The organism is uncultured Methanobrevibacter sp., assembly GCF_937898925.1.
Classification (GTDB): Archaea; Methanobacteriota; Methanobacteria; order Methanobacteriales; family Methanobacteriaceae; genus Methanobrevibacter.
This window is the reverse complement of the sequence record NZ_CALDKF010000015.1, coordinates 1-25,367: the sequence shown is the minus strand read 5'-3', so window position 1 is coordinate 25,367 and position 25,367 is coordinate 1. Positions and strand designations below refer to the sequence as shown.

Annotated in this window: 22 protein-coding genes; 11 read left to right on the top strand and 11 right to left on the bottom strand. The window is 32.9% G+C overall.

Annotated elements, in window-relative coordinates:
- The first annotated feature begins 93 nt into the window (after nt 1–93).
- The 5 genes from Q0409_RS01375 to Q0409_RS01355 all read left to right on the top strand — a co-directional run bounded on the left by Q0409_RS01375 (nt 94) and on the right by Q0409_RS01355 (nt 5,562).
- Complete coding sequence (locus tag Q0409_RS01375; RefSeq protein ID WP_298534269.1) at nt 94–1,431, top strand: NCS2 family permease; 1,338 nt, start codon at nt 94–96, stop codon at nt 1,429–1,431.
- Nucleotides 1,432–1,813: 382 nt separating this feature from the next.
- Nucleotides 1,814–3,535 (top strand): glycosyltransferase, encoded by a 1,722-nt coding sequence (locus Q0409_RS01370; protein ID WP_298534266.1) that lies wholly within the window; start codon nt 1,814–1,816, stop codon nt 3,533–3,535.
- A 55-nt stretch (nt 3,536–3,590) separates the two neighbouring features.
- Nucleotides 3,591–3,971, top strand: coding sequence for a CTP-dependent riboflavin kinase (locus tag Q0409_RS01365; protein WP_298534263.1), 381 nt, complete (start codon nt 3,591–3,593; stop codon nt 3,969–3,971).
- A 68-nt stretch (nt 3,972–4,039) separates the two neighbouring features.
- Nucleotides 4,040–4,837, top strand: coding sequence for a zinc-ribbon domain-containing protein (locus Q0409_RS01360; protein WP_298534261.1), 798 nt, complete (start codon nt 4,040–4,042; stop codon nt 4,835–4,837).
- Between the two features lie 50 nt (nt 4,838–4,887).
- On the top strand, nt 4,888–5,562 hold the full coding sequence (locus Q0409_RS01355; protein ID WP_298534259.1) for a hypothetical protein: 675 nt from the start codon (nt 4,888–4,890) through the stop codon (nt 5,560–5,562).
- A 117-nt stretch (nt 5,563–5,679) separates the two neighbouring features.
- On the opposite strand, the gene Q0409_RS01350 is transcribed toward Q0409_RS01355, so the two are convergent.
- The 3 genes from Q0409_RS01350 to Q0409_RS01340 form a co-directional block, all read right to left on the bottom strand.
- Nucleotides 5,680–6,357 carry a glycosyl transferase gene (locus Q0409_RS01350; RefSeq protein WP_298534257.1) on the bottom strand — a complete coding sequence of 226 codons (678 nt, stop codon included), beginning with the start codon at nt 6,355–6,357 and terminating at the stop codon, nt 5,680–5,682.
- Between the two features lie 104 nt (nt 6,358–6,461).
- Nucleotides 6,462–7,847, bottom strand: a complete 1,386-nt coding sequence (gene gatA / locus Q0409_RS01345; RefSeq protein ID WP_298534255.1) for an Asp-tRNA(Asn)/Glu-tRNA(Gln) amidotransferase subunit GatA — start codon at nt 7,845–7,847, stop codon at nt 6,462–6,464.
- Nucleotides 7,848–8,039: 192 nt separating this feature from the next.
- A complete protein-coding gene (locus tag Q0409_RS01340) occupies nt 8,040–8,981 on the bottom strand; it encodes an NADH:flavin oxidoreductase (protein ID WP_298534252.1) in 942 nt (313 codons plus the stop codon).
- A 136-nt stretch (nt 8,982–9,117) separates the two neighbouring features.
- Between Q0409_RS01340 and Q0409_RS01335 the strand changes: the two genes are divergently transcribed.
- Nucleotides 9,118–9,915 carry an HAD family hydrolase gene (locus tag Q0409_RS01335; protein ID WP_298534250.1) on the top strand — a complete coding sequence of 266 codons (798 nt, stop codon included), beginning with the start codon at nt 9,118–9,120 and terminating at the stop codon, nt 9,913–9,915.
- A 49-nt stretch (nt 9,916–9,964) separates the two neighbouring features.
- Here Q0409_RS01335 and Q0409_RS01330 read toward each other — a convergent pair whose 3' ends face one another.
- From Q0409_RS01330 to Q0409_RS01315, 4 genes are all read right to left on the bottom strand, one after another.
- Nucleotides 9,965–10,723: a sugar phosphate isomerase/epimerase gene (locus Q0409_RS01330; protein WP_298534248.1), complete on the bottom strand. Its 759-nt coding sequence runs from the start codon at nt 10,721–10,723 to the stop codon at nt 9,965–9,967.
- A 169-nt stretch (nt 10,724–10,892) separates the two neighbouring features.
- Nucleotides 10,893–11,537: an AAA family ATPase gene (locus Q0409_RS01325; protein ID WP_298534246.1), complete on the bottom strand. Its 645-nt coding sequence runs from the start codon at nt 11,535–11,537 to the stop codon at nt 10,893–10,895.
- Nucleotides 11,538–11,625: 88 nt separating this feature from the next.
- Nucleotides 11,626–12,399, bottom strand: coding sequence for a ParA family protein (locus Q0409_RS01320; RefSeq protein ID WP_298534243.1), 774 nt, complete (start codon nt 12,397–12,399; stop codon nt 11,626–11,628).
- A 496-nt stretch (nt 12,400–12,895) separates the two neighbouring features.
- The gene (locus tag Q0409_RS01315; RefSeq protein WP_298534240.1) at nt 12,896–14,197 is read right to left on the bottom strand and encodes a TrpB-like pyridoxal phosphate-dependent enzyme; all 1,302 of its coding nucleotides are present in this window, start codon (nt 14,195–14,197) and stop codon (nt 12,896–12,898) included.
- A 219-nt stretch (nt 14,198–14,416) separates the two neighbouring features.
- Here Q0409_RS01315 and Q0409_RS01310 point away from each other — a divergent pair, with 219 nt between their 5' ends.
- From Q0409_RS01310 to Q0409_RS01300, 3 genes are all read left to right on the top strand, one after another.
- Nucleotides 14,417–15,478 carry a DUF1786 domain-containing protein gene (locus Q0409_RS01310; protein ID WP_298534237.1) on the top strand — a complete coding sequence of 354 codons (1,062 nt, stop codon included), beginning with the start codon at nt 14,417–14,419 and terminating at the stop codon, nt 15,476–15,478.
- Nucleotides 15,479–16,032: 554 nt separating this feature from the next.
- Nucleotides 16,033–16,698 carry a PHP domain-containing protein gene (locus Q0409_RS01305; protein ID WP_298534235.1) on the top strand — a complete coding sequence of 222 codons (666 nt, stop codon included), beginning with the start codon at nt 16,033–16,035 and terminating at the stop codon, nt 16,696–16,698.
- Between the two features lie 36 nt (nt 16,699–16,734).
- Entirely contained in the window at nt 16,735–17,592 is an 858-nt protein-coding gene (locus tag Q0409_RS01300) for a DUF63 family protein (protein WP_298534232.1), read from the top strand.
- 89 nt (nt 17,593–17,681) lie between these two features.
- Here the strand turns inward: Q0409_RS01300 and Q0409_RS01295 are convergent, their stop codons facing one another.
- From Q0409_RS01295 to Q0409_RS01280, 4 genes are all read right to left on the bottom strand, one after another.
- Nucleotides 17,682–18,518: a hypothetical protein gene (locus Q0409_RS01295; RefSeq protein ID WP_298534230.1), complete on the bottom strand. Its 837-nt coding sequence runs from the start codon at nt 18,516–18,518 to the stop codon at nt 17,682–17,684.
- Between the two features lie 280 nt (nt 18,519–18,798).
- Nucleotides 18,799–20,325, bottom strand: a complete 1,527-nt coding sequence (locus Q0409_RS01290; RefSeq protein WP_298534288.1) for a 2-isopropylmalate synthase — start codon at nt 20,323–20,325, stop codon at nt 18,799–18,801.
- A gap of 115 nt (nt 20,326–20,440) precedes the next feature.
- Nucleotides 20,441–21,556: a radical SAM protein gene (locus Q0409_RS01285; RefSeq protein WP_298534228.1), complete on the bottom strand. Its 1,116-nt coding sequence runs from the start codon at nt 21,554–21,556 to the stop codon at nt 20,441–20,443.
- 142 nt (nt 21,557–21,698) lie between these two features.
- Nucleotides 21,699–21,842: a hypothetical protein gene (locus tag Q0409_RS01280; protein ID WP_298534225.1), complete on the bottom strand. Its 144-nt coding sequence runs from the start codon at nt 21,840–21,842 to the stop codon at nt 21,699–21,701.
- 562 nt (nt 21,843–22,404) lie between these two features.
- Here Q0409_RS01280 and Q0409_RS01275 point away from each other — a divergent pair.
- Both Q0409_RS01275 and Q0409_RS01270 read left to right on the top strand, forming a co-directional pair.
- Nucleotides 22,405–23,889, top strand: a complete 1,485-nt coding sequence (locus tag Q0409_RS01275; protein ID WP_298534223.1) for a cobyrinate a,c-diamide synthase — start codon at nt 22,405–22,407, stop codon at nt 23,887–23,889.
- 954 nt (nt 23,890–24,843) lie between these two features.
- Nucleotides 24,844–25,344, top strand: a complete 501-nt coding sequence (locus Q0409_RS01270; RefSeq protein WP_298534221.1) for a hypothetical protein — start codon at nt 24,844–24,846, stop codon at nt 25,342–25,344.
- Nucleotides 25,345–25,367: the final 23 nt, after the last annotated feature.

Here is a 25,367-nt window from a genome sequence, read left to right as displayed (position 1 = left end):
CAAAAATATCAAAAACTTAATAAAGATAAATAATAAAAATATTATTGTAGAAAACTTTATCTCATATAATAGTTTTCGTACTTGAGGTGTTTTATGTTAAACAAATTTTTTAAATTAGATGAAAATAATACTGATCTAAAAACTGAGTTACTTGCTGGTTTAACCACCTTTTTAGCAATGGCTTACATTTTAGGTGTAAACCCTACTATGCTTGCTGAAGGTGGAATGCCTGCAACAGGAGTATTTTTCGCAACTGCTCTTGCTTCAGGGGTCTCTTGTATCATCATGGGTCTTATTTCCAAATACCCTGTTGGTCTTGCTCCTGGTATGGGTATGAATGCATTGTTTACCTATACAATTATCTTAACTATGGGTAACACTTGGGAAACTGCACTTGCAGCTGTATTTGTTTCAAGTATAATCTTTTTATTAATTACCATTTCCGGTTTAAGGGAAGCTATTCTCAATGCACTTCCATTTGACTTAAAATTAGCAATTGGTGCTGGTATTGGTTTCTTCTTAGCATTTATCGGATTGAAAGGTGCTGGAATTATCGTAGCTGACCCTGCTACTTTAGTAGGTATGGGTACCATCTTATCCGCTCCTGCACTTTTAGCAGTAATTGGTATCTTGCTTACCTTAATCTTATACATTAAAAAAGTACCTGCAGCTGTATTCCTTGGTTTAGTAATAACTGCAATTTTAGGTGTAATCTTTACCTTATTCGGTTTCGGTGCTGGAGATCCTATTATGCCTGCAATTCCTGCAGAATTCGTATCATTCAGTTTTGATACCTCTGTAGTTGGTGCATTTGCAACTGGATTCACCCAATTATTCTCTAACATCCCTAACTTAATCATGATTTTATTCTCTTTATTATTCGTGACTTTCTTTGATACTACTGGAACCTTAATTCCTTTAGCAAATCAATGTGGTTTCGTTGATGAAGAAGGTAAAGCTGAAGGTATTGACAAAGCTTTCCTTGGGGACGCTATTGGTGGAATCATTGGTGCTATTTTAGGTACTTCAACCTTAACTGCATACGTAGAAAGTGCAACCGGTATCGGTCTTGGTGGTAGAACTGGTTTAACCGCTGTATTCACCGGTATCTTCTTCTTACTCGCACTTATCTTTGCTCCTACCGTTTTAGCATTGTTTACTTCTTCTGTAACTGCTGCAGCATTAGTAATTGTAGGTATCTTAATGATTGTACAATTAAAAGAAGTAGACTGGGACAACATGGTTGTAGCTGCTTCCGTATTCATGACAATCATCATGATGCTTTTAACCTACTCCATTTCCTTAGGTATCGCATGGGGATTCGTCACTTACGCAATTGCATCCATTGCTACCGGTAAAGCTAAAGAGTTCAGTTGGATTATGTGGATTATGGTAATCATATTCGCATTATACGTATTCTTCGGACTCTAGTTGTAGAAAAATAGTTATCACTTTTGTGATAACTTTCTTTTTTTCTTTTTTTATTATTTTCAATAATTTTTTTAAACCTTTTAAATAGCTATTTTTTCATTAGTTTTAAATAACTTTTCCAAGCCTTTTCAATAGCCGTTTTTTCATTAGTTTTAAATAACTTTTTCAACCCTTTTCATCGCTGTTTTTTGATTTTTTTCAATAATTTTCAAGCATTTTCAATAGCTATTTTTGACTATTTCATTTCAATAATTACGAACTTAATCCGTCTAATTTTTAAAAAAAATAATAAGGTTTATACATTCTTAAAACATAATAATAATATTATAGTATTTTGAAATTCTATGAGATTTTAAATCAATTCATTTAAAGAGGTGAAAAAGTGTCTTGGCTAGTAGTGATTTTAGTGTTTTTGCTTGCTTCAATCAAAACAACTAAAGGTTCTGACAAATCAGTATCCATAGTTATTCCTGCATACAATGAAGAGGCTACCGTCGCTAAAGTGGTAAGCGTAGCTCGCAAGTTGTCATATGTAGATGAGGTTATCGTAGTTGATGATGGATCCACTGACAGGACTGTAGAGGAAGCGGAAAATGCTGGAGCTACTGTAATAAGTCACATAATGAATGAAGGTAAAGGTTCAGCAATCAAGACAGGATTTAAATACTCTCATGGAAATATTGTAGCTTTTATTGATGCAGACGTTTCAAACTTCACTTCAGAAAAGATCGATAAGATTATCAGGCCGATTCTCGAGGATAGAACTGACATTACAAAAACCAAGTTTGCAAGGGAAAGCGGCCGTGTAACAGAGCTTACTGCAAAGCCTCTTTTAGGATTCTTCTTCCCAGAGCTTGATTATGAACAGCCTTTAAGCGGCCAGTTTGCAGGTAAGCGCTCTGCATTGAATAAAATAAGATTTGAAAAGGATTACGGTGTGGATGTTGGTATTGTACTTGATGCTGATGTTCACGGAATAAAGATTTTGGAAGTTGATATTGGAGACATTTGCCATGACATGTCCCCACTTGCCGATTTAAACAAGATGGCTAATGAGGTTGTAAGAACCATTATTGACAGAGCTGTGGAATACGGCCGTGTCACTATGATGGACAAATTGGGAAACTATATTAGAATGGCCATTATGGGATTGTCCTTAATCATTTTAGGACTTTTCATGATATTCTTCGTACCATTCATACCTGTATTAATCTCTGTATTTGTTGCATTTATCGGTGTTGTTCTGACTATATTTTATTTCTTGCGTATCATTAGAAGGTCCATACCTATTCTTAAGAAAAGCAATACTCGGGCCTCATTGCAATCATTTGTAAGAATGCATTTCCCATTGATTGTCGCAGGATTGATTTTGATATTGATGCTTTCCACATTCTTATCTGCAGCGAGTTTCGATGATGGAAAAATTTCAGTAGAGCTTACTTCAAGAAACTTCGTTTACGCTCCATCTGACCATAACCAGCAAACCATTTCTGTAAGAGGACCATATACCATCGACAGTGCTTTAGAGAATGAAACAGACATATTGAGGGTTCCTCATGATGCATTGAGTACGCTGGAAATGACTGAAAACGATACAATGATCATTGACGGCAAGTCATATCTTATAAACGGCACAAAAGAAGGGGATAATGGAGACAGATTCAGATTGCCTTCAAGGGTAAAACGCGAATTGGATCTCTCTGATGGTGAGGTCATACCAAACAGTCACTTGACAGAAGTTTTCCAGAACATAACCGTAATGCATAATATTCAATTCAATAACTTAAGTGATGTAATGGAAGGATTCGTTGAATTTGACATCAGTCCAAAATCAACTAATGCAACATTCTTCAATTTGACTTTAGGAAATGAATCAATCCTATCTTCAGTTGGAAACTTTGAAAACGGTTCAAGCTATTCAATTTCATATGATGGAAGCATAATGTGCACATTTGATTATGATGATGTCAAGAATGGAAATCTCACATTCAGCTTTGATGGAAAGGATGGAATGATAGAGTTTTCAAATAGAAACAGCACTTCAATAAGAAATTATGTTTCAAGCGATAAGGATTCTTTTGTTCAGCTAAGGTCACTTGAATAAATACATTTTTATTTAATTATTTTCTTAAATTTTTTATATTTTAATGGGGATTATAATGGAAATTACAGGAATAGTCACAACAGGATTGGGAAAGGCAGCATATTTTTTAGGCCAGGATTTCTATAAGGACCAATTCAAGGAAAAATGCGGATTCACCCCGTTTCCTGGAACATTGAACCTCATTGTGGAAGAGGATAAGCTTGAGGATGTAAGATTAATGAAAAACAGCTGCAAGAATCTTATAAAGCCAGATCAAGGATTCGGTGCAGTAAGGTATATTCGAGCTCATCTAAACAAGGACATTGAAGGAGCCATTGTATTTCCAGACAAGACAACTCATGATGAGAATTATTTGGAATTCATATCCAAGGACAAGTTAAGGGACAAATACAATTTCAAAGATGGGGATGAAGTGACATTAACCATTGATATTTAACAATTTGACTTAATAATTTACTTTTTTTTAATCATTGAATAGCTAAATTTTATATTGGAGGGGGAAATATGAAAAAATGTGTTCATTGTGGAAAGGAAAACATTGATGAGGCTATTTTTTGTGCTGATTGTGGTGCAAAATTAGGCACTTATAATAGTTCCACCTCTTCAAGTGCCTCAACAACGGATAATTCTTTAAATTATTCTTCTAATCAAACAAGCAATCAAGCAAATAATAAAGAACCGAATAAATTAAAGGTCTGCTGTTGCTATGTACCTATAGTTCTATTTGTTCTCTTTTTAGCAGCTGCATTAATTTACGCTGGATTTGCTGAAAGTTTTGGAACATACTATCCTGATGATTTTAATTATTTGGACTCAAATGCCGATGGCAAGGTAACCTTTGAAGAAATTACAGAAGTGAACTGGATTTATTTAGATAATTCAACACTTAAAAGATTCTTTGAGGGAGCTGATCTTAATCATAACGGTTATTTGAAGGGTCATGAATTTGATTTTTTTGGAGATGATGTAGTAAGTTATGGAGAGTCTTCTGAAGACACCAGTTCCAGCAATGATGAGTATAAATATTCATCATCTTCCTCATCTTCAAGTTCCAGCCATGGCCGTGATTACAGTTCAGGAAATTCCAAAGCGACAAATAGTCTCAACAACAAGGAATTTGATAGTTCAGAAGGATATGTCTTGACCTGTCCATACTGTGGAAGTGAATCAGTATATGAAACCGGAGGGCATTACAGATGTGCTGAATGTGGCAGTAACATTTACAATCCAGACGATTTGGAATTAGGATATTGGGAAGGATATATGGAGTTATTGGCCCCAGTATCATTAACTATTAATTAAACAATAAACATAATATTATTCAGTATTTAATATGTAAAAAAGGGGATTTTATGTCAGGTATAGAAGATTTGATAAATCAATTTAATGAAATGAACATCATCAAAAGAATCATAGTCGGATGCTGTGCAGTTTATTTGATTCTAATGATAATCACTCTTTTAGGCCATGCAGTACTTGGAATTCCATGGGATTCATATACAGAGGAAACACCAACCGATTACACTGATTTTGTGGACTTGGACCTTGATGGAAATGGCGGTTTGAGTTTTGATGAAGTCAAATATTATGACCACAATTCAGAATTCACCATTTCAGATTCAGACTTATACAGCATCTTTGAGCGGTGCGATAAAAATGGAAATGGCTTGCTTATTGGCGGTGAGTATGACCATTATGTAATAAGTGTAAAAATGCATCTCGATGATTTAAAGAAACAAAGGGAAAAAGCTCAAAGGGAAGCTCAAGAGAAGGCTAAAAACTCCAAATCATCATCCTCATCCAATGATAACCCATTTGCATTAAGAAGCGGAAGTTCTAGTGATGGTGACGGTGCTGAAACATGTCCAAACTGTGGAAGTGAGGCAGTTTATAGTTCAGGAAATGGTTACAGATGTGGTGAATGTGGCTATTACATATCCAATCCAGATGACTTGAACCTGAATTATGAAGAGGGCTATTATGAATTAACGCTCCCTTCCTTTATTTATTCTATAAGTAAAGTATAATAGTAAATTTTAACATTTACTATTTTTCTATTTTTTTTAATTATTAAAATCAAGCTATTGTTTTATCTGTCTATTTTTTAAATTTTTATATCTATTTTTTAAAATAAGCAAAATTAATTATTCATACTTTTTCAATAGCTCTCTATAATTTCCAATTTGCAATTCAAGACTGGTTATGGTAGCATTGTTGTCCTTAGCCAATTGCTTAGCAGAATCGATCATTTCCTCAATTGTCTTGTCCTGCTTTTCTATGATTGAATCCTTTTGAGAGAGGAGATTGTCATAGGTTCTTGTTATCTTCTTAAGCTGCAATTCCAAATTGTCAGTATTGCTTTTGACCTGTTCCTTATAGTCATTTATTAGGCTTCTGAGATAGTTTATTTGGTCCTGCTTGTCATCAATGATAGCTATTTTTTCATTGATTTTTTTCTCCAAGTCATCCATCTCTTTCATTCTGGACTTTTCATAGTTGATTTCATTCTTCAGCTTCAAGTCAAGCTTTTCCTTTTCAAACTTGTATTTAATTAGTGTGTTATTAAGAGCAGTGATCTTTTTATCTTTTTCATCTATCTTTTGGCTGTATTCATCGATTTCGACGCTTTTCAATTCCAAATCGTTTCTGATGTCTTCTATTTTTTCATCCTTCAAGGACAATTCATATTCCAATTCCTGAATCTCTTCATTTTTGATTTCAAGCTGTTCTTTCAATTCATTAATTTCTTTAATTAACTTCTTATTGGAATTGTTTTTATTTCTCTTGGAATTGTTTTGTTTTTTTGATGAATTATCAGTCATTTTAAGCCCTCTTAAAATATTAAAAAATAGTTTTTGAATTAAAATAATAAAAAAAGTAAAAAAAAGTAAGATAATAGCTAAAATAGCTATTGATTGTTTTAAACTTATTTAGCATACTCAAATGCAGCCATCGCTTGAACGATTTTTGCATCGTCTTGAGGTTTTGCCTGCAATTGCAATCCTACAGGAATGCCATCAACTTCACCAGCCTTTACGCTTGCAGCTGGAATACCTGCCAAGTTAGCAATTACGGTAAGCACATCGTATGCATACATTTCCATAGGTTCGAGTTTTTCACCTAATTTGTGTGGCAATTTAGGTACGGTTGGACCTACAATCAAGTCCACTCCTTCAAGCATTTCATTGATTTCATTTCTAATGACTGTTCTTGCTTGAAGAGCTTTTTGATAGTATTTGCCGCTGAATTCCTTTTGTGAAATGTATGAACCCATTTGGATTCTTCTGAGAACCTCTTCACCACATACCTCTTCGATTCTGGAACCGTATTTTCGTCCATCGTATTTTCTGGTTGCAGAGAAGAATTCAACATAGTTGATTAAGTAGTAGGTAGGAAGACAAATGTCAATGTAGTTGAAGCTCAATTCAACAACTTCAGCACCTAATTCCTCTAGTTTTGCAACGGATTCATCAATGATTGCATTGATTTCATCATTGGTGACTTCCTTGAACTCGCTACAGGTAGCTATTTTCATGCCAGCTAATGGCTTTTCAGCATCTTTGACAGATTCAGCTATTTCAGTGAAGTTTGGAGCGTTCCATTTCAATGTGGTACATTCGGTTGGGTCATATCCCAGAATAGTGTCCAAAGCAAGTGTGATTCCAGTGATATCACGAGCCATAGGGCCGATTTGGTCTAAACTCATTGACAAATCGAGCAATCCTTGTCTTGAAACTGCACCATAGGTAGGTTTCATACCGAGCACTCCACAGTGGGAAGATGGGTTTCTGATTGATCCACCAGTATCGGAACCGATTGCAATGTCACACATTTCCGCTGCAACTGCAGCTGCACTTCCTCCACTTGAACCACCAGGGATTCTTCCAGGTGCTGCTGGGTTGTTTGTCACTCCATAGTATGAGGTTTCAGTTGAACTTCCTGCTGCAAATTCATCCATGTTGTTGATTCCTATGATGATTCCGTCTTCAGCCTTGATTTTCTTAACTACAGTTGCATCATAGCTTCCGATATAATCCTCTAAGGTTTTGGATGCAGCAGATATGATAAAGTCTTCTACATTTATGTTAGCTTTAATACCAAACACTAAACCAGCAAGAGCTCCGACTTCTTCGCCAGCCTTTATTTTAGCATCAATCTCTTCTGCTTTAGCGATAGCTTCTTCCTTATTTAATTCAAGAAAAGCGTTAATGTCATCGTTCTTTTCTTCAATAACCTTAATGTAAGCTTCTACATTTTCCTTTGCAGTAATTTCTTGATTTTTAATTGCATTTAATTTTTCAAGGATATTCATTAAAACACCTTACTTTCTTTTAAAACATTGTAATTATGATTAAGTAATTTTAATAATCAAATTTTATATTAAATTTTTATCAAAATTATACCAAATTTTTTATAAATTTTGATAATTTTTTATATAATAATATAATTATATTTTTCAAGTTATATAAACTATTAGTTATAAAATAAGGAATACAAAAATATCTCATTGCATATTTTCCAATGATTTCAATGCCTTTTTAGACCACTCAGCATCCATTATCATGGCCCTGCCAATGCCAATCAGGTCGCAGTATCCTTCTTTCAGAAGTTTTTCAGCATCTTTTGCTTTTTTCACACCTCCAGTAAGAATCACTGGCACGGAAGATGCTTCCTTAGCTATTTTACTAAGTTCCTTAAAGTATCCCGGCTCTTTGCTATATGGATTTTGAAATCTGCAAAGACCGCCGCTAATGTCAATTAAATCCACTCCAGAATCTATGAAAGATTTGACAGCTATTGGAATCTCATCTAATTTGCTTCCACCTTCCCAATAATCATAAGCGCCAAAACGAATGGCCACAATATAGTCTTCACCTACAGACTTCCGAACATCCTGAATGATTTCATTAGCCAATCTCAAGCGATTTTCAAGATTTCCACCATATTCATCAGCTCTTTTGTTTGTAAGGGGGGAATAAAAATGATTTAATAGGTATTCGTGAGCGGCATGTATTTCAACACCATCAAAACCCGCTTTCTTGGTTCTTATGGAGGCATTTTTAAAATCATCTTTAACTTTTTTAATATCCTCTTTTGTCATATTGTTTACATTTGATTTATCATATGCAATTGATTGAGGCCTGGCATGATTCAATTGAGCTATTGCAAAACATTTTTCATTGTGAATGGCATCTGTCAATTCTTTAAAGCCATCTATAACGGAATCATCCGCCATTGAAAGCTGCTTTTTACTTGACTTGCCTTCTAAAGACACATATGCATGTTCAACTATTACAAGCCCAGTATCTTTAGCCCTTTTTCGATAATATTCTATTAAATCGGTTGATACCCTTCCATCATCACTCATCTCTCTTGCCATGGGAGGCATGACTATACGATTCCTAAGGGTTATATTTTTTAATTTAAATTCTTCATTGAGAAACATTATTTCACATTCTTAAATTCGGTGGCCATCATTAAAAATAATTCTTTTAATACCCATTCAATAATTTAATATATCATTAACTTTAAATTAATATTAATTGTTTATCTTTTTAAAAATTGTGATGTAAGTGGTTTAAATGACTAAAAAAGCTATTGTATTCGATAACTCCGGAACATTGTTGGAGCGGTTCAGGGTCATTAAGGATGTGTCCACAGGAGAATTGATCACTCATGTAAACTCTTTGGACTTGATTGACACTTGCTTGAATGCTGCACTTGTAGTTCTTCAATTCAATACAACTCGTCTAAAGGACTTGAATCCAAACACTTTAATCAGTGACTTTGTATTGGAAAACAATATAGACTTTGACATAAGCTATTATTCAACAGATGTTACAAAAGAGGAAATCACAGCTATTCTTGAGAAGGATACTGCGGTCATCAAGGACATTACAGACACTTTCCCCCTATTGAAGGAAAGGGTGCCTCATATGGAATTGTGCAATGGTTCAGCTGTTATCATAGACATTGCAGAAGAGAGAATAGCTTATACAATCACATCTGCAGGCCAATTGTTCGGTGGTGTAAAAGATACAATAGCTAAGCTTCAGGATAATGATATAGATGTTTTCATAGCTTCAGGTGATAGGTCTGGAGCAATCAAAAGGCTTGCAAATATCACTGGAATACCTGAAGACCATGCTTTTGCAACTGCAAGCACTCATAGAAAAGCAGAAATTGTATCTAATCTTCAGGAAGAAGGCTATAAGGTCATGATGGTTGGTGATGGCCCAAATGACATTTTGGCATTTGAGCAAGCTGACCGTGCTGTTTTAACAACTGAACAGAAAGATGGCGATTTTCCAGACAAATTGAAAGGGTATGCTGATTTTGTAATAGAAGACATTTCAGAAGTTCTTCAAATTGATTTTTAGACTAGCTATTGTTTTTGTTTACCAGTCAAATTCTTATTTTTTCTTTTTTTTACTTATTTTCACTCAAGAAATCCTCTATTACCTTTTTGCTTTTCATCACATTATCGAAATTATTCAATTCAATGATTCCATTCTTCACATGTTTCAATAGATTCAAGTCAAGGGTTCCGTCACCAATGGCTTGATGCTTATCCTTTATTCCATCATTGTCATTGATGTGGTTATAGAGAATGTTTGGTATCTTAAAAAAGCTCAATTGATCTTCACATGTATTTACATGGCCTAAGTCTATTGTAATGTTGCAGCCGGTCTCATTAGTGAGGTTTTCCAATTCATAAGCACGGTTTCCAAGATAGGAAAAGCGTTCTGGCATGTTTTCTATGGATATTTTTGCTTCCTTATCCTCTGCATATGCCACCAGTTCATGAGTGGATTCAGTCAAGAATTCAAGTGCCATATCCCTTAGATACTTTTCAGGCCTTCCTATTTTACCTGGATGGGCAGTTATGCCTATTGCACCTATCTCATCTGCAAGGTCAAGGCAATCCTTGGTCTGCTTCACTGACTCCCTACGTATTCCTGGGTTAAGGCTTGCAAGGTTTATGTCAACATTTACTGCATGCATATAGATATCCAAATCATATGAGTGGAAGACCTCAGTTATTTCCTTGTTTCCAAGCATTTCATCAGGTCTGTATGGGCCTTCAGCCAACAGTTCAACACTATCAAAGCCATTTTCTACTGCTATATCAAGCATTTCATTTACATCTTTCATGAAAAGTGAAAGAAGTGAAAATCCTAATTTCATTCTAATCCCCGTGTTAAATTTTAGTATTTAGCTATTTTAAAAATAAATGTTTAAATTTATTATTTTCTTAATTGATAGATAAGAGAATCATTAAGATTCTCATTACCTACCAATTCCTTTGATTTATTGATGTTATGTGGATAATTATTATTCTAAATATGTAAATATCTTACAAATGATTAAACAATGTCCAGATTTCAGGATACTTTTCAGCTATTGCAGCATCAATCAAGTCTGATGCTTCACTGCTTATGCTGAATTCAGGTTCGGTTTTTCTCAAGTACCTTAGTACAGCTGCTGATCTTGCAGACCATAAGGTGATTCTTGGATTATTTTCCACAGTTTCAATGACTTCATCTACTAGTTTCTCTTCTTTTTCTGAAAGAAGACTACCAACTTCTTTTAAATCATCTGAAGCTTTAATAATTTCACTACTTGAATCATTTTCTTCATTTAAATTGACTGCAGAATCAATATTATCAGCACTTATTTCGGGGCTGATTTTTTCCTCTTCTTTTGCATCATTTTCTTCCACTTTTTCATCGTCATTGAAGAAAACATTTGTGTACTCTGATGTGTCTTTAGGTTTTTCCTCTTCTTCATCCGCTGATTTTTCTAAAACCTGAAGTTCATCTTCACCTTCAAACTCCTCTTCAACTTCTTCAACGAGTTCTTCAAAAGTTTTTGTTTCCTCTTCAGATCCTCTTAATAAATCTTCAAGACTAATGCCTTCTTCAACTTCAGTCTCTTCGATTTTTGGAATCAATGAATCCAATCCTCTTCCTAATCCTGTATTTTTTTCCTTTTTAGCCATTTTACCAAACCCTTTCGTGTTAAAAATTTAAAATATATAATTATAATCTATAATCATCAAAATCTTATTCTTTAATCAAATATTCATCTTATTTTCCATCTCTTTCCAATATTTCCTTAGCAAGTTTCAAGTAAGCTATTGCCCCTTTACTTTCTGGATCATATACTATGCATGGTTTTCCATAACTTGGAGCTTCTGCCAAACGTATGTTTCTTGGAATGACTGTATCGAATACGTATTCCTTGTCCTTGAAGTATTTTTTCAGTTCTGAATAGACTTCTCTTCCTAACCTGGTTCTTGCATCATACAATGTTAGAAGTATTCCCTTGATAGGTGTTGGGCTTCTTAATCTTGTTTCAACAAGCTTGATTGTGTTCATCAAATCTGCCAATCCTTCAAGTGCAAAGTATTCAGCTTGGATTGGTACTAATACGCTGTCTGCAGCTATCAATGAATTTATAGTAATTATTCCAAGAGATGGTGGAAGGTCTATTATAATGTAGTCAAAAATGCCTTTGATCGGTTCAAGCAAGTTCTTTAAGGCTATATGATAGTTTGCTTCCTTGCTCAATTCCACTTCAATACCGCTTAAGTCGATATTGCTTGGAAGTATGAACAGGTTTTCGATTTTTGTTGGAATTGTAGCTTTCTGAACACTGCATTCATTTACTAAAGCAGTGTAGACTGTTTTCTTGATTTCTGTTTTATTTATTCCAAAACTTGTTGTAGCGTTAGCTTGCGGATCCATGTCAACTACAAGAACTGCCTTTCCCATAGCAGCAAGAGATGTTGCCAAATTCACTACAGTTGTAGTTTTTCCACATCCGCCTTTCTGATTCATTACGGCAATTGTTTCTCCCATTATATTAATTCTCCTAAAGTATTTTTCTTAAAATAAAGTGATTTCTTAATTTTATAACTTATAATGAATAACTTAGTAGTTTTATCTTAGCACTTATTGGCTATAACTTATTAGTTATTACTTCCTAGTTATTACTTATATATTATAATTTATAAGTTATACTATATAAGTTTTAAGTTATATCTTATTACTTTTACTTTATAATTTATCATTTATAAGTTTTTACTTTTAAGTTATTTCTTATAATTTTATAAGTTATTAGTTATAACTTATAACTTATAACTAAAAATTATCATAAAAAATAAGAAAAATATCTTGAAAAATACTTGAAAAATACTTAAAAAATACTTAAAAAAGATGAAATATTAAGGATAATTCATTAAAAAAAGAGAGAGAAGTTATCACTTATAAGTGATAAGAAGAGTTTTTGTTCGTATAAAATCCGTTTTCTATGTTACATCAATAAATATAAGAAAAAAAATAATAGAATGGAAATCTATTTGGAGTTTTCCATAGATCCATCCATATAACTTGCGTAACCTTTAAAGTCCATTAAACCATGGCCAGAGAAGTTAACAACAATTGTTTTTTCTTCACCAGTTTCCTTACATTTTTTAGCTTCATCAATAGCTGCCTTGATTGCATGGTTTGTTTCAGGTGCAGGAATGATTCCTTCGCACATTGCAAACATTTTACCTGCTGCAAATACATCTCTTTGGTGAACAGCTACAGGATTGATGTAGCCTAAGTCTCTAAGCAAGGACACTTGTGTGTTCATACCGTGGTATCTAAGTCCACCTGCATGTACAGAAGGAGCAACGAAGTTGTGTCCTAATGTAAACATCTTCAAGAGTGGAGTGAATCCAACTTCATCACCAAAGTCGTATCTGTATTCCCCTTGAGTTAAGGTAGGACATGCGGAAGGCTCTACAGCAATGAATTCAGTATCGGAGTTACCTTGGATTTTATCCTTAATGAATGGGAATAATGATCCACCAAAGTTACTTCCTCCACCAACACAAGCAATCATGGTGTCTGGCTCTTCTTCAACTTTTTCAAGTTGTAATTTAATTTCTTGACCGATTGTAGTTTGATGCAAGATAACGTGGTTCAATACACTTCCTAAGGTGTATTTTACCTTATCATCAGTTAAAGCATCTTCTACAGCTTCAGAAATTGCAATTCCAAGGGAACCTGGAGTGTCAGGAGTTTCTGCAAGAACTTTTCTACCCACTTCTGTATGTTCACTTGGGGAAGCATGCACTTCTCCATCATATAACTGCATGATGGTTTTTCTGAAAGGCTTTTGATCATATGAAACCCTTACCATATAAACGGTACAATCGATTCCCATCATGGAAGCAGCAAGGGATAAAGCAGTACCCCATTGTCCTGCACCGGTTTCAGTGGTAATTCTTTCAATACCTTCCTTTTTAGCATAGTATGCTTGAGCTATTGCACTGTTAAGCTTGTGACTTCCGGTAGGGGATGTATCTTCCCGCTTATAATAGATTTTTGCGGGCGTATTAAGCTTTTCTTCCAATCCTCTTGCTCTACATAAAGGAGTAGGTCTTCCTAATCTTTGGTAGAGTTCCCTTACTTCTTTTGGGATACTAATGTATCTGTCAGTAGCGAACTCTTGATTAAGACATTCGTTTACGAATATTTGAGGCAATGTGCCTATTTGATCTTTTCCTTCACTGTTTTTAGGAGCAGGAAGTTCTACAGGTAAATCAGCGTTAATATTATACCATTTGGTTGGTACTTCGTCATTGGATAAATCAATTCTGTATTGCATAATATCACTTTTTGTTTTTTAAATAATCTATTTGTAAAAATTCTTTAAGAATGGCATCATATTCATTCTGTACTAATATTATGTATAATGTACTATATAAAGCTTTGTAGTACAAATATGTACATTATAGTATTTAAATAAAAAGTTTTTTCATATTTTTTCATATTTTTCGCAACGATTTTTAAAAAATTTAAATATTTTTAAAACAAATAGAAAACTATGAAAATTTTAGCTATTGATGTAGGAACCGGTACTGAAGACATCTTATTGTATGACAGTGAAAAAGAGATTGAAAATTCAATGAAATTGGTCATTCCATCTCCTCATTTAACTATCGGCCAAATGATTTCCGAGTGTGAAAATGACATTTACTTTGACGGAGTTATCATGGGTGGAGGAAAGATCAAGGATAGGTGCCTTGAACATATGGAAAAAGGATATAAGGTCGCTTTTGAAGATTTGGCAGCAAGAACAATCCGTGACAATATCGATCAGGTAAAGTCATACGGTTTTGAAGTTGTTGAAGAGAAAGCGTATGAAAAGGATCCTACCTATTCTCATCATACAAAAATTTCATTAAAAGATGTGGATGTAGGCCATTTGATTGACATATTCTCATCATTTGACCTTGACTTGAATGTTGATGAGCTCATTGTAGCTGTTCAAGATCATGGATACAGTGAGGATATGGGAGATAGGGACTTCAGATTCGAGAAAATCAAGGAAAAGCTCCCAGAACCTATGGAACCTGAAACATTTGCAATGGAAGCTGAGGAAGTTCCTGAATACTTTACAAGAATGCAATCTGTAATAAAATCATTAGCTAAAGATAATCCTGAATTCAAGCCAGTTCTCATGGATACCAAGTTTGCATCAATCGCTGGAGTATGCTACGATAAGGAAGTTCTAAAGCTAAACAGCTTTGTTGTTATGGATATAGGCAATGGCCATACTACTGTAGCATCTATTGAAGACGGTAAAATACAAGGTGTATTCGAGCATCACACAAGAGATTTAACCCCTCAAAGACTTGAAGAACTCGTTTTAGCCCTTGCTGACGGAACAATTAAGCATGAGGATGTCCATGGTGAAGGAGGGCATGGCGCATTTGCATTGAATCCTATTTCCAAATTGGAAAAAGTTATTGTAGCTGGCCCAAAAAGAGCATTGATCGAAGGCACTAATCTTGACTATTATCATGCAGCTCCTGGTGGGGATGTCATGATGACCGGTACTGTTGGCCTTGTAAAGTCAATGGAATTCTTAAGAAAAAATAAATAAAAAATAATAATAAAATTATAAATTAAATTATAAATTAAATTATAAATTAAATTATAAATTAAATCATGATATTATTATAGATATATTATAATAGTTTTTAATAATTTTAAATAAATTTAAGAAAATTAATTATTATTTCATTTATAAATTGAATTATAAATTAAATTATAATTAAAATTTAAAATTATTATTATAGATATATTATTATAGTTTTTAATAATTTTAAAAAAATTTAAAAATATTAATTATAATTTTATTTATCTTATATATTTACATACATTTTTCCTTATTTTTTTAATTTTTTCAGTTACTTTTATCCCTTATTCAGTAATTTTTTTCTAAAATTTAATCATTCCCTAGTTACTTTTTTATTTTTCCTTGCAACTTTTTTTGAATATACAGTAAATTTTTTTACAATTTATTTGGAGTGGTGGTGAAATTTTTCATTGATATTTGTGGTGAATAAAAAAAGTTTATAATGGATTAATACTAATATAACAATTGATAATATTAATTTAAAAAAAATTTATTTTATACAATAAACGAGGCATAATATGAAATTTGATCCACATATCCATAGTGTTTATTCAGGTGATTCCCGTTCAGAAGTTATAGACATTCTAATAGAAGCTGAAAAGAAAGGGCTAGATGCTATTGCAATCAGTGATCATAATGAAATTGAAGGTTCAAGACTTGCAAGGTCTTATGGTGGCAATATCATTGTAGTTCCCTCTATCGAAATATCATCTGACAAAGGCCATATTTTAGGATTAGGTGTAGATGAAATCATTCCAAAGGGATTATCTGCTGTAGAGACTGTAGATAGGATTCATGATGCAGGTGGACTTGCTATTGTTCCCCATCCATTTTCATATTATAGACATGGGCTTTTCTGCAATGTTGACAAGAATCTTGTTGTTGATGGTGTTGAAACCAAAAATGCAAGGTACATTTTCGGATACTCAAACAAGCAGGCAGAAACATTGGCATACAACAAAAGGCTTGCAACCTTAGGTGCCAGTGACTCTCATTTTCTAAAATCAGTTGGTGATGCATTTACTGAAGTCAACACCAAAGGTGACGATTCTGTAGATGGAATCTTGAAAGCCATTAAGCATAGACGCTGTAAGGCAATGGGTCATAGAACAAGCAATTTCCTTATAGCTAAGGAAGTCTTTGTAAAGAAAGTCCTTAGAAGGTATCCGAAAAGAGAGGAGTAGTAAATTATAATTTTTCAATGATATGTTTTTGATAATATGCCTACTGTAGACACTTTTCTTCCCGATATCATACAAAGAACTTTTTTCTCTGGATACACAGTATTCAATACAGTAGTGTATACATTGATTTTAGTGGCTTTCATATTGGCCATCATCAAAATGTTCAAGAAATTGGAGATTGATCCGCTATCAATTTTCTATTCAATCATTCCATTCATTTTTCTTGGATCATCCACTCGTGCTTTAGTTGATAATGGAGTTTATCCAAAAACTGTTTTTCTAATAACTCCTGGACTTTATATTCTTGTAGGATTGACTACAATCCTGTCATTCTTATTTTGCATATACCTATTTAGAAAAAAAGGAATCGATTATAGGTATTCATTGTTTTTCATAGGAATAATTTTATCATTGCCTAATTTGATTTCATTTTCAAATGTGAATTCTACAGCAATAACTTATGTCATCTTGACATGGGCATTGGCATCATTGATATTTCTTGGACTCGTGTTTTTAGTTTTATATATTAAGAACAATGTTTTCAATGAAATCGAAAAGTTCAATCTTTCCAAGTTCATTGCAAAAATGAAAAAATATAAAATTAATTTTTCAATCGTGCTTGCACATTTGTTCGATGCATCAACAACATATGTTGCTGTAGAATACTTCAATTATTACGAACAGCATGTTTTGCCAAATGCTCTAAATCAGCTATTCGATACATATCTTACTTTATTTCCTATGAAAATTATAGTCATCGTTGCAGTATTATACATAATCGATCAATATTTCGATGACTTAACTATAAAAAATCTATTAAAATTAACAGTATTTGTATTAGGATTAGCCCCAGGTTTGAGGAATATTTTGACCATAGCTATCGCTACACTATAAGTTAAAATTAATGAATTTTTAGAGTCCTCTCTATTTTTTAAAAATTTGCATGATTTTTTTCATGCATATATTTTCAATTTTTTTATCTTCTATTTTTTTCTTCTTCTAATTGATACTACACCTAAACCTAAACTTGCAAATGCCAATAATCCTAAAGGGTTTCCAGCTGCATTGGTCATAACAACTTTTTTAGCAGGATTTGTCTTAATGTCTGCTATTTCAGTATCGTTTTCTACAGGTTTTGTATCATTTTTTGGAGGTTCAGTCTCATTGGTAGTGTTGTTTGTTTTGTTCTCTTGAGGAGGAATATCAGACTCTACAAAGAACCATCCTAGGAAATCCTGAAGGTTGCCTTCTCTGCTTGAGAAATACTTGAATGTATAATTCAATTGATGTGTATCGTTTAAAGGAATGGATCCCTTGTCATCATATCTCAATCCGCCATCATATAATTCATTTATGTGGTCGATTATGGTTTTGTTTACATAATTGGCGGTGTACCATCCAGCGTCCGCTTGTCCAAGTATGTCCCAAATTATCAATTGTCTGCTTGTAACGTCATCAATCTCTTTCACCGGCTTTCCTGTTTTAGGATTTATTGTATGGTGAGTCAAATCAGTATCTCTATAGTTTATGCTGAAAATCTTTATTTTTTGTGCCTGTTCATCTGTAATCACATCAGTTGATGTCAGATTCTCTTCAACAGCATAAACGGTGTCGATTTCAGGGACATCCATACCTTTCTGTACACAATATGACTCATAATTGTCTCCTTCAGTTTCAAATGTCACATTATTGCAGTCTCCACTACTTGCATTTGCAACAACGGTTGCATTGGTAGCAAATGCAGTTGGAACTGCTAATGCAGAGATTATTACAAAAAATAGTAAAATGCTCATTACTCCGTAAAATATTTTCTTTTTCATATCATCACCATTTTCAAAACGAATTATTTAAATAATATTCATTATTTTAGAAATCCTTAACCAAGTTTAATATATCTTAGTGGGTAATTTCAATTTTTATTCAGAATTATATTTAAATTTTATTATTTTATTTTAGATTTTTTAAAAAAATTGAATAAATAGAGCATAATGTATCAGTAAAATTAAAAAATAAATTTTGTAAAAAAAGTTTATTAGAAATATAAAAATTAGTAAAAATTCAAAAATAATAAAAAAGAAAATTTTTAAAATTAAAAAAAGTTTAGCTATTTTTCTCAATAGCCAATAATCTGTTGATTGAGTTGATGATCGCTACTACACTTGAGATGATAACGTCCTCTCTAGTAGCTCTTCCTGTTGCCCTATGGCCCTCTTTGTCTGAAATCATTACAAAGGTTTCTGCCAATGCATCAGTACCACCGCTTACCGCTTCAAGTCTGTACTCTTCAAGGTTAATGTCAACGGTTTCCTTTACGAGTGACTTGATTGCACCGATAGCTGCGTCAACTGGACCCACTCCAATTTGAGAGGTTTCGATGACTTTTCCTTCAATTGAAAGCCTTACTGTTGCTGTTGCAGATACTGATTCTCCAGTCATTACACTCATTCCAAGTAGCTTAATGTACTCTTTGCCACTTGTACTCAATTCAGTAATTGCAATGGATTTCAAATCCTCATCAGTAATGCATTTTCCCTTATCACCAAGTGTTTTCACTTGATTGTAAATGTTTTCGAATTGCTTAGGACTCACTTCTATATTGAACTCTTCCAATTTAGACTTGATTCCAGCATGGCCGGTATGCTTTCCAAGTGCAATTCTTCTTTTGTGGCCTACAAGTTCAGGTGGAATAGGCTCATAAGTGGAACTGTTTTTCAATATTCCATCCACATGGATGCCTGATTCATGAGCGAATGCATTCTCTCCAACGATAGGTTTTGTAGGAGGCATCTTAATACCTGTTATGGATCCTATGAAATTGGAAGTGTCATAGAGTTTGGTTGTATCCACACCGATATTTGCGCCGTAAGCTATCTTTAAGCTAACTACAAGCTCCTCTAAAGAGGTGTTTCCAGCTCTTTCACCAATACCGTTTATTGTACAATGAGCCTGATTTGCCCCTTCTTCAATACCGATGATTGAATTTGATACGGCAAGTCCAAAGTCATTGTGGAAATGAAGACTTATGGGAACGTTAATTTTCTTTCTGAGTATTCTTATCAAATCTCTTGTAGTGGATGGGACTAAGATTCCAACAGTGTCTGGAACATTTATTATATCTGCTCCAGCACCTTCAACGCCTTTATAGAATTCTATTAGATAATTAAGCTCTGTTCTTGTAGCATCTTCAGCTGAAAATTCCACAGTAAGGCCGTGGTCTTTAGCATATTCAACCGCTTCAATCGCTTGATTCAATATCTCTTCCTTGGATTTTTTCAGCTTATAGTCTCTATGAAGTGGGGAAGTTCCGATAAACAAATGTGCATATGATAAGTCAGAGTCGATTACTGCATCGATATCCTTTTTCAATACTCTTGCAAGACCGCACAAATTGGATTTGAATCCTAATTCAACCATTCTTTTTGCAGCCTTCCTTTCACCTTCTGATACAGTTGGAAAACCCATTTCTATAGTGTCCACTCCAAGTTCATCCAGCTTTTGAGCTATCTTTATTTTCTCATCCACTGTTAAGGCGATGCCTGGAGCCTGTTCTCCATCTCTTAAGGTTGTATCAAAAATTCTGATCTTATCAGGGATTTTTAATTCTTCCTTTACGTCATCAATGTTTATTGCATTCATTTTTCCCTATCCTTTTTGATTTAATAAGTATAATAACTATAATAATATTATAATATAATTTATATTCTTAATTTTTTATTTTTTAGTATTTATTATTTTTAGTAATCTAATAATTATCCAGTGCTGTCTGATAGTTTCCATCCAATTTTATATAAGGCTCTGCCCTTTTTACAACAACACCTATCCTTTGAAGCTCTTCCAATTTTTTAAATGGTTTGTTTCTGCGTATGGCCATAATTTTCCTTGCAGATTTTGGACCAATTCCAGGAACCCTAATCAAATGCTTGTATGATGCATAATTTATTTCTACAGGAAAAATGTCCATTTCCCTTGCAGCTAAAATCTTTGGATCTTCCTTCAATGAAAGCTTGTCGTTTTCGTCAAATACCAGTTCCTTCACATCAAACTTATAATCGCTGATCAATGCATCTGCATGATACAATTTTGCAGTTCTATCTGTATTGCAGGACTCCTTGTTCTCAAATTCAGTACCTTCTACTGGTGAAAATGCACTGAAATAACTACGTCTCAAGTCCACTTTTTTATACAGGCTTTCCATTCTTTTGAGGATTTCAAGGTCTGTTTCATCGTTTGCACCAACAATCAATTGTGTTGTATGGCCGGATTTTGCAAAACTCGGATTCTTTCTTGATATTTCATTCATCCAATCAAGCCTTTTTAAGATGTCCTTGTTGTAATCCTTTGTGCTTGTGATTTCATTAAGGCCATCTTTTGTAGCGGCTTCAATGTTCAGGCTCACCCTGTTTGCCAAGCTCATGGCCCTTTTGATTGAATCCTTTGATGCTCCTGGAATGATTTTAAGATGTATATAGTCATCATAGCCATAATCCTTTCTAAGGATTCTTGCAGTTTCTATGGTCTTTTCCATAGTGTTGTCTATTGTATCTCCAATTCCTGAACTTAAAAAGAGACCATTTACATAACCGTTGTTGTAGTAGTGAAGGAATGCTCTTGAAAGTTCTTCAGGACTTAATTCAAGACGAGTGAAATTGCGTTTGCTTTGGTTGATGCAGTATTTGCAGTCGTTTTTGCACTTGTTTGTCATCAATGTCTTAAAGAGAGGTATCTTGCATCCATTATGTCCTGTAGCATGATAAATCCCAGGAAGATTCACCTGAGAGCTCTTGCTATGGCTGACATAATCGCACAGATCATATTGTGCGCTATCTGCCAAAACCTGCATTTTCTCTAATGTAGACATGATTTACCTCTTTTTAATAATATCATTTAATTTAACTTATTTTTTAAATAATATTATCTTCATTGTCATTTATAAATATTAACAATATATTATAGTAAATTATATTATTGCCAATTTCAGATATTTTAGAGGAAGCATAATATTATATTATTAGAACTAAAACTAAAGAAACAATGCTCAATATTCTGCTTTCCTTATTTCCGCCCTTGTTTAGTTTGTAGTTTATGCATATCATCATTGCCACTAAAACCAATAATGCAATATTAATTAGCTCTTTGATTATCATTCTATCACCTTTAAGAAATCTATTTTTTTGATTAGGTAAGGTTTATATATTATAGGGAATAAATTTAAACTCAAGAAATAAGAGAGAAATTAATCTCCCTTATTTTTGAGGATGTACAAGTTCAATTTTGTACAATAAGACTTAAAGTACCAATAAGTACTTGTACATCAATTTTGCCTATAATATCATCACCTCCCAGTAACAAATTTTAAGATTCTATTTTTCAAAACAAAACCTATTTTAAACCCGTTACATTTTAATATTAATTTTTAATGCTTATATTGTTTAAATAAGAGCATTTGATAAGTATTATTTACTATATCTAATGTATAGTAAACTATTTTAGATTTTAAGCATTTTTAGTTTTTATTTATAAACCATATCTATTTGCAATTTACAATATTTTTTTTAAAGCTTTTTAGTCTTTTTTTAAACAAAAATTATTACTTTTTTTAAAAAAATCCCTTATTTTTATTATTTTTATCAAAAATCAATTAAAATTTAAAATAATTCATTCTAAGGATAAGAAAATTATATATAAAATATATGCTAATTTAATATTATGAAAGTCGTACTAGCTGGAACTGGAAGTGCTGTTGGAAAAACCACTATTTCTACAGGAATCATGAAAGCACTTCAAGATGAAAATGTTCAACCCTTTAAGGTTGGCCCTGATTTTATTGATCCTTCTTACCATACTATTGCTACAGGCAATGTATCAAGGAACTTGGATTCATTTTTCATGGATGAATTTCAAATAATCAATTCATTTGAAAGGGCACTTAAGATATCCAAGTCAAATATGGGGATTATTGAAGGTGTAAGAGGCCTATATGAAGGTATAAGCCCTATTAGTGATATAGGTAACACTGCCTCAATTGCAAAGGCTTTAGATGCACCTGTAGTTCTTCTTATGGATTCAAGAAGCTTGGTGAAAAGTGCTGCAGCAGTTGTATTGGGCTTTAAGTCTCTTGACCCTGATGTACGTATAGAAGGAGTTATCTTGAATAAGGTCAAAGGTCAAAGACATTTCAAAAAAGCTAAGGAATCTGTTGAAAAATTAGCTAATGTTCCAGTCATAGGCGGAATTCCAAGAAATGAAGAGATTTCAGTGGAAGAAAGGCATCTTGGTTTGGTCCCAGCTCTTGAAAAGGAAAAGATCAATAGGAATATTGAACTTTGGGGAAATATTGCTGAGGAATATATAGACTTGGATGCTCTAAAGGATATAATGAAAACATCCAGCAAATCTGCTGTAAAAGACAATAAGGATAAAGCTATTGAATCAATGGAAGATGATTATAATTATGGCCATCGTGTTGATTTATCCATTCATGAGGATGAATTCAATAGGGAGCATAATGAGGCAATAAATCTTGAAGTCACTAATGGCTCCAAACCTGGAGAGCTATGGAAGACAGGCAATAAAGTTCCTCTTAAGATTGGTGTCGCTATAGATGAGATATTCACATTCTATTATAAGGAAACATTGGAATCCTTAGAGGATAATGGGGCTAAAATTGTTCCATTCAGTCCATATAAGGATGAGGAAATTCCAGATGTTGATGCCATTTATATTGGCGGAGGATACCCTGAAGTCTTTAAGAAGGAATTGTCTGAGAATGAATCCATGCTAAAATCCATCAATAAATTCCACAAGGAAGATAGGCCAATATATGGTGAATGCGGTGGATTGATCTATTTATCAGAATCTATTGACGGCTTAGGAATGGTCAATGCAATCCCATACAGTGCAGAAATGACTCCTAGAGTTCAAGGATTGAATTATGTTGTAGCAAGATCCAATAGGGATAATCTCATATCTGAGGAAGGTGACATTTTCCGTGCACATGAATTCCATTACACTAAACTCAACATTGACAGTACAGATGATCTTGTATTTGATGTCCTTAGAGGCAGAGGTGTATTGAATAATATGGATGGAATCAGCATTGGAAACACTTTAGCTAATTACATTCACATTCATGCTTGTTCATGTCCTAACTTTGCATATAATTTCACTAAAAATATAGCCGAGTTGGACTAAGTTTTATTTTTTTCTTATCTCTTTCTTCTTATTTTTTTCTAATTTTTTCGCTGATTTAACTTTTTAAAATTAGATCTTAATTTTTATTTTAATACTTTTTCAAGCATGATATATTTTTTCATATTTTTTATTTCCATGAAATTTTTTTAAAATTTATTTTAGTATAATGTATACGATTTTTTCTTCATTTTTTTTACAATATACAAAATTTTCGAATTTTTGAAGAGATTTTTCTTATAAAAAAGTATTACTTCATATTTCGGGAGGATTTTTTCCTTTTCAATTTTCAAATTTGAAAATCTATTTAAATTTATTATTTTATTTTGAAACTTGAGTTTTTTTAGCTATTTTTTTAAATAACTATAATTAATCTTTATTTTTTTAAAATATTTATTTAAACTATTTTTTATATCAATTTTTTCAATGCCTTTTGTAACTTTTTGTAGATACAACGTTAACTCAATGTTATTACATGCTATATTTTTGTACATTTATGTATATGTATTCCATATTTTTCCTACTTTTTCTAAATTTTTAAATCATGGCTAGGATCTTCAATTTTTTCAATAATCTTCATGTTAATATCATTTGGGATTCTGCAGATTTTTTGAAAATTTCATTTCAAATTTTGTAACTCAAATTTTACACTTGAAATGGTACCAGCTATTTTTTTCAGATTTTTTCAAATTTTCATATTATCTCAAAAAAGTGATAACTCAAATTATCATAGCTAAATTATAGATGTAATATCATTATCACTCATCGTCATTTTTTTATAATTTTTTTCAATTTTTTGAGTTACAAATTAATTTTTTTTATAGTTTTTTAAATTAAGTTTATATGCAATGAGTTAACATATATAATAATGTTGATAATTTTTTATTTTATGATTATATTATCAATTTAAAAAAATTTCTTTGATAATATCAATTTTTTCAATACGAAGGTATTTTTATGTTAGAAAAGGAAGTCAAACAATATAAGAGAGGAAACAGTTTCACTTATCGTATCGACCTATCAAAAAAAGATAATTTTGAAGGTGGGGAGAAAGTAATGATTCTTAGGATAAGTGAATATGAATCTTACCTAAATGAGATCGATGATCTTAAAGCAAAAATTGACGATAATAAAAATACCATTTCAGACTTGAAGCAATCACGCAGTGAAGCGGATTCTTCCATAAATGAAATTATGGAACAAAGGAATCAGGAGATTTCAGATAAGAATAAGGAAATCATGGACCTGGTTGAAGAAAACAAATCTGCCATTGCAAAATGCTATGAAATTATTGATGAAAAAGATCAGCTTATCAAACAGGCTAATGAAGAGATTAGGCTTGAAAGGGCTAAGTCAGATTTAGCGATGCAAAAGGCTGAGGAAAATCTCCTTGAAGAGAGGAAAAGACATGATGAACTTGTTTTAGAAAAGGACAAGGAATTGCATAATGTTAACTAGCAGCTTCAGGACAGCCTTAAGGA